The following is a 5,073-nucleotide window of genomic DNA, read 5'->3' on the forward strand; positions in this document are numbered from 1 at the left end:
GTAGATACTCTCAAGAATCAGGTAACAGCTATTGTAAGAGAAAGTGATCGAGAAACGGTATCACAACTGACAACGGAAAAGTTACAACAAAAGGGCGACGTTTCTACTGAGCAGGTCAGTGAACAAGTTCAACGTACTAAGGATGGGATTGGATTCTTAGCAGAGCTTGTTGGGCTTGGTAGAGGCAGAGGTGCTGGTGCAAAGACTGTTAAGATAGATGGTAAAGAAGTTGAGGTTAATACGGCAGGGATTAGTGGTAATAGTACAAAAGAACCTGTTAAAGAATTGGAGGTTGGATCATATCAAGAATTAAAATCTCGAGCGCAGGTAGGTGATGGCTTAGAACATGATCATATTCCATCATTCGCTGCATTGAAAAAAGCTAAAGAAAATGAGTTAGGAAGGGATTTAACCCCTTCTGAAATTAAAACATTATATAATGAGGCGACAGTAATCGAGGTTTCTAAGGATACACATAAAGCTGGTAGAACACATTCTGGTAAAAATACCCCTTCTCAAATAGAAAAAGATGCTGAAAATCTATGTGAAGCCCAGAGATGTGATCTAGATGTTTTAAGAAAGAATTTAGAAAACAAGGGTTTTGATCGTAAGAGTGTTGATGAAGCAATTCAAAATGTTATTGATCGAAATAAAGATAGAGGTATCGATTAAATGATTTTACAAGGTAATGTAAATGTTTTTTTAGATTGTATTGGGCGATCAATACCAGATAAAAAAATATTAGATGCAGTCAGTATAGTTGCTATAGATTTTGAAACTTTAATGACTAACTATGATGGAGAGAAAATATCATATTGGGAATTTTTCAAAAGAGGGGTTATATTTCAGTTTGATGAAAGTGAAACTATTAAAGTAATTTTTGTATATATTAAAAATAATGAACAGTATTTAAAGTATCCTTTTTTAGATGATTTTATTCTTGGGATTAATTATGATTCATCTAGAACTGATATTGAAAAAATACTGGGTGTTGCCGAAAAAAAAGGACAAAGATGGATTAAGTATGTACAGGGAAATAAGTACCTTCATTTTGAATTTGATGACGATGAGAAATTAAATTTAATAACTATAGGTGGGTTTAAAGATTAATTTATAGGGGGAATTAAGTTAGCCTAGTTTTGTTTAGGTCAGTGATTCCATAATTTGAATTGTTAGCATATTTCTTTAGGCCAGTTGATATGCACATAATGATGCGTGAATCCTACATAGTTCTTTTTAATCCATACGTGATGAGAATCATGATGCCAATCTATATGGGTTAAGAATGTCAGAAATACTTTAGGCGTGATTGCCAATGCCACCAAGAATGCAGATTATGATAGATTTCTGAAAAACATTATGGATCAAGAGGCTAAAAAGAATGACAAGTAATTTTTTAAATCACTTGATTACTTTGTTTGGTAAATCTAATAAAGGTGAAAGTTTAATTGATTTTTTTGAATCTCATGATTTTATCCAAAGTAGAGATGATTTAAAACTACCTATTTATGATGAAGGTGGTGAGTTACTTGATGAATATAACTTTTATCTTAGTAAATATAATCTAGGGATTAGTTTTATATTAGTTTACAGGCTCTTCGCTATGCCTCGTACCATGCTGACAGATCAACACTGGCAAAAGTTGAAACCTATTCTCCGTAATTTATCCATTCACCACAACGCAAATTTACGTAATTTTATTGAAGCTATTCTTTATCGAATTAGAACAGGCTGTCCTTGGCGTGACCTTCCTTCAGATTTCGGTCTATCAAACTCTATTTTTAAACGCTTTAATCGTTGGTCTGTTAGTGGCAAGTTACTTATTTTATTTAAAATATTATCTCTTTATACTGATATGGAATGGGTGTTCATTGATGGTTCTCATGTACGTGCTCATCAACATTCTGCAGGTATAGCGAATCAAGCTATTTCTAAAAGCATCGGTGGTAATTCATCCAAAATACATTTAGTTGTTGATGCGCATGGCAATCCTGCTGATTTCATCATTACAGACGGAACAACGCATGATGTAAAAGTTGCACCAGACTTAATTTCAAAGTTAGATCTATCAGAAACCGAAATCGTATGTGCAGACAAAGGGTATGATTCAGCCCCCCTACGTGAACAGATTAGAGCTACCAATACCAAAGCAAATATACCAAAGAAATCCAACACTAAATCGGGCAATGATCATATGGATTGGTATTTATATAAAATCAGACACTTAGTTGAAAATATGTTTTGTCGATTAAAGCAATTTAGAGGGATAGCCACTCGATATGACAAGTTGAAACGAAATTATGAAAGTTCAGTTGCACTCGCTTGTCTATTTCTATGGCTACCTCTATAGATCAAACGTTAAACTGTAAGTGTCAACACACCCTAAGATAGTTGAACGTGGCACTAACTTTTTTGTAATTAATGATTTTACACCATTTTTACGCCATAATTTTATTTTTTATCTGTAAGCTTATGAAATTTAATATTTATAATATTAATGGTGTCCAATCCATCATTGGACGACACCTTGATAGCAAAAATCAGCCCAATCAATCATTAAACTTTTACGTTTCTCTAAATATGCTCCACGTAAATACGCAGCTTCAACTTCATCTGGTAGTTTATGAGCTAGTACATGTTCGCAAACTTCACGAGGGTAATCCGTTTTGTCTGCTGACCAATCACGGAAAGTAGATCTGAAGCCATGTGTAGTAACAACACGATTTTGTTTAGGATCAATATAGCCTAAGTCATTTTCTTTCAGTTTCTGTTCATGCATTCGTTTGATCAATGTAGTTAAAGACATATCAGAAAGCATTTGTCCATTGCGTGGGGCCGGGAAGATGAAATCTTGTATCTGGGTATGCGTTTGAATAGATTCAAGTAAACTAATGGCTTGTATGGATAAGGGAACACGATGTTCCTTATCGGCTTTCATTCGTTCTTTAGGAATAATCCAAATTTTATTTCTAAAATCAATTTCCTCCCATTTAGCTCCAAAAATTTCACCAGATCGACAGGCTGTTAAAATTGCAAATTCTAGAGCTTTAGGTGAAATTCCCTTTTTTTGCCTTAAATGCTGAATAAACTCTGCTACTTGTTCATAAGGTAAAGAAGGGTGAGGCCGTGAAATCTGCTTTAAATTACCCAAAATTGGCTCTAAGTTCCCCTTCCATTCAGCAGGGTTATCACCAATAAAATATCCCATGGCTTTTGCATAATCAAAAATTGTTTCGATTCGACCACGAATACGCTTAGCAGTTTCATTTTTTTCAATCCAAATAGATTTAAGAACTTCTGCAATATCAACTTTAGTAATAGTGGCAATATTCATGTTGCCTAAAGTGGGATAAATGTAAGATTCTAATGTTGATGACCATTGTCCGATGTGCTTTGGGTTCTTGAGTTCACGGGTTTTATTCGCAATTACGATTTTTGCACATTCTATGAATGTTTTATTCCGTAGTTGCTGGATATGAAGCTTTTCAAGTTGTTCGTGCTTATGTGCAATTGGATCAATGCCACTTCGTATTTGTAGCCTTAATTCAGTTGCTTTTGTGCGTGCTTCGCTTAGAGAAACTTCAGGATAGGGGCCAAGTCCAATATCACGGCGATGAGCTTTTAACTTTCCTTCTTTATCTAGCCGCTTTCCCACAACTACACGTAAGATCCAAACACGGGAGTTACCTTCAATATTTAAACAGAGTCCATCGACCCCGCCTACCGAATATCTACCAGTCTCTTTAATTCTTGCTACCGTGAGTGCAGAAAGCTCTTTGGCTTTTTTTGGCATATTTATTACCCCTCAAAATACCCCACATAAAATACTGGAAATGATTGGATTTGACAAGACTTAATAGGATTGGTATTTTTATAATGTATTGATAAATATATTTTTATTATACTAGATTGGACGGGGTGAGACTACTGTTATACGGACACCGCTTCCGCCAAATTCAAAAACCCCTTGTATTTACAAGGGGTTTTTTATTGCCTATGATTTTCCCCTAAAGCTATCTCTCATTAGTGATGAGGCAATTGCCAGTGGTATTGATGGCAAAAATATCATCCCCGATGCGTATAATATTAATATATGAGCTGTGATGTGGTATCTGATGATTTAACTCAAATACAGGCGAAAGAGAATAATTTATTTTAATAAGGATAAATTTAGAGTGCAAATAAGGCTGTGTAAATGGATTTTTAAAAATACTAAATTGCTAAAAAATAGATTTTAAATTTAAGGATTAATATATGTTTATTAATGCATTATCTGATTTTATGCAACATTTAAAATCAGGAGTAGATTTTGATGAGTGGTATTTATCAAATTTTATTGATAAAAATATCAATATCTTATCAAAAGAAGATGCTTTTGATAAAACCTCTCATATAATAAAGATTATAGATCATGATTTAAAATCTAATGAGTTATATGAAGTGTTACAAATTTTACTAGCACTACAACGACATTCTGATACTACACAGAGACCAAAAGAATTGGAAAATAGACTAAATTTATTTACTCGAATTTTAAATATTAACTCAGAGGATTATATAGTTGATACAGTGAAAGAATTAAAAAATATTTATGATTTAGAATAGAAGCCTGTAAATTATTTTGTGTAAGTTCCATTTTTTATAAATGACCTTTTACGGTCATTGAATTGAATCTTAAACAAATTTTTTGCTGAACGTTATGAGCAGCACTGCTGCACAAGATTCGCATTGTCCATATCTTAGCTGCATTCGATGTCGCTAAAAAAATGTTTTTCTTCACCGAATCATCTGAAGATAAAATTTTACGCTTCTTCATTGAATGGCTGATCACGCTATTCAACGATTCTATTGTATTTTTTATTTGGTTTAGACATTCGGTAATACCCCCATTATTAATCGAATCTATAAGTAGAATATCCTAAGCCTTTATTATTGTTTAAAATTAGGTGGTCTACCATCAACTGACATATGTGGTCGTTCATGATTATAGAAGTATTGCCATGCTGTTGTATAGTTCTGAACGTCTTCAATATCTCGAAATAACTGCTGATTTAAACACTCATAACGTACTGT

General features: G+C 33.5%; 6 protein-coding genes and 1 pseudogene. 4 read left to right on the top strand and 3 right to left on the bottom strand.

Annotated features, from left to right (window positions below):
* The 3 genes from I2F62_RS12800 to I2F62_RS12810 form a co-directional block, all read left to right on the top strand.
* Positions 1 to 672, top strand: a 672-nt coding sequence (locus I2F62_RS12800; protein WP_324627377.1) for a hypothetical protein, incomplete at its 5' end; no start/stop codon positions are given.
* Positions 673 to 1,110 (top strand): hypothetical protein, encoded by a 438-nt coding sequence (locus I2F62_RS12805; RefSeq protein ID WP_324627378.1) that lies wholly within the window; start codon positions 673 to 675, stop codon positions 1,108 to 1,110. It abuts the gene before it with no gap.
* A gap of 493 nt (positions 1,111 to 1,603) precedes the next feature.
* Positions 1,604 to 2,350 carry an IS5 family transposase gene (locus I2F62_RS12810; RefSeq protein ID WP_324627381.1) on the top strand — a complete coding sequence of 249 codons (747 nt, stop codon included), beginning with the start codon at positions 1,604 to 1,606 and terminating at the stop codon, positions 2,348 to 2,350.
* Positions 2,351 to 2,512: 162 nt separating this feature from the next.
* On the opposite strand, the gene I2F62_RS12815 is transcribed toward I2F62_RS12810, so the two are convergent.
* Positions 2,513 to 3,793, bottom strand: a complete 1,281-nt coding sequence (locus I2F62_RS12815) for a tyrosine-type recombinase/integrase (RefSeq protein WP_324627379.1) — start codon at positions 3,791 to 3,793, stop codon at positions 2,513 to 2,515.
* A 461-nt stretch (positions 3,794 to 4,254) separates the two neighbouring features.
* On the opposite strand from I2F62_RS12815, the gene I2F62_RS12820 reads away from it, so the two are divergent.
* Positions 4,255 to 4,605, top strand: coding sequence for a hypothetical protein (locus I2F62_RS12820; protein ID WP_324627380.1), 351 nt, complete (start codon positions 4,255 to 4,257; stop codon positions 4,603 to 4,605).
* 11 nt (positions 4,606 to 4,616) lie between these two features.
* Here the strand turns inward: I2F62_RS12820 and I2F62_RS13250 are convergent.
* A pseudogene (locus I2F62_RS13250) lies at positions 4,617 to 4,855 on the bottom strand (hypothetical protein); the annotation flags it as partial.
* A 74-nt stretch (positions 4,856 to 4,929) separates the two neighbouring features.
* Positions 4,930 to 5,073, bottom strand: a 144-nt coding sequence (locus tag I2F62_RS12825) for an integrase core domain-containing protein (RefSeq protein ID WP_324625736.1), incomplete at its 5' end; no start/stop codon positions are given.

It is taken from the genome of Acinetobacter sp. MD2(2019), assembly GCF_035615615.1.
Classification (GTDB): Bacteria; Pseudomonadota; Gammaproteobacteria; order Pseudomonadales; family Moraxellaceae; genus Acinetobacter.

Coding starts and splice junctions, on each gene's coding strand:
- I2F62_RS12805 (WP_324627378.1), top strand. CDS start 673: ATGATTTTACAAGGTAATGTAAATGTTTTTTTAGATTGTATTGGGCGA.
- I2F62_RS12810 (WP_324627381.1), top strand. CDS start 1,604: ATGCCTCGTACCATGCTGACAGATCAACACTGGCAAAAGTTGAAACCT.
- I2F62_RS12815 (WP_324627379.1), bottom strand. CDS start 3,793: ATGCCAAAAAAAGCCAAAGAGCTTTCTGCACTCACGGTAGCAAGAATT.
- I2F62_RS12820 (WP_324627380.1), top strand. CDS start 4,255: ATGTTTATTAATGCATTATCTGATTTTATGCAACATTTAAAATCAGGA.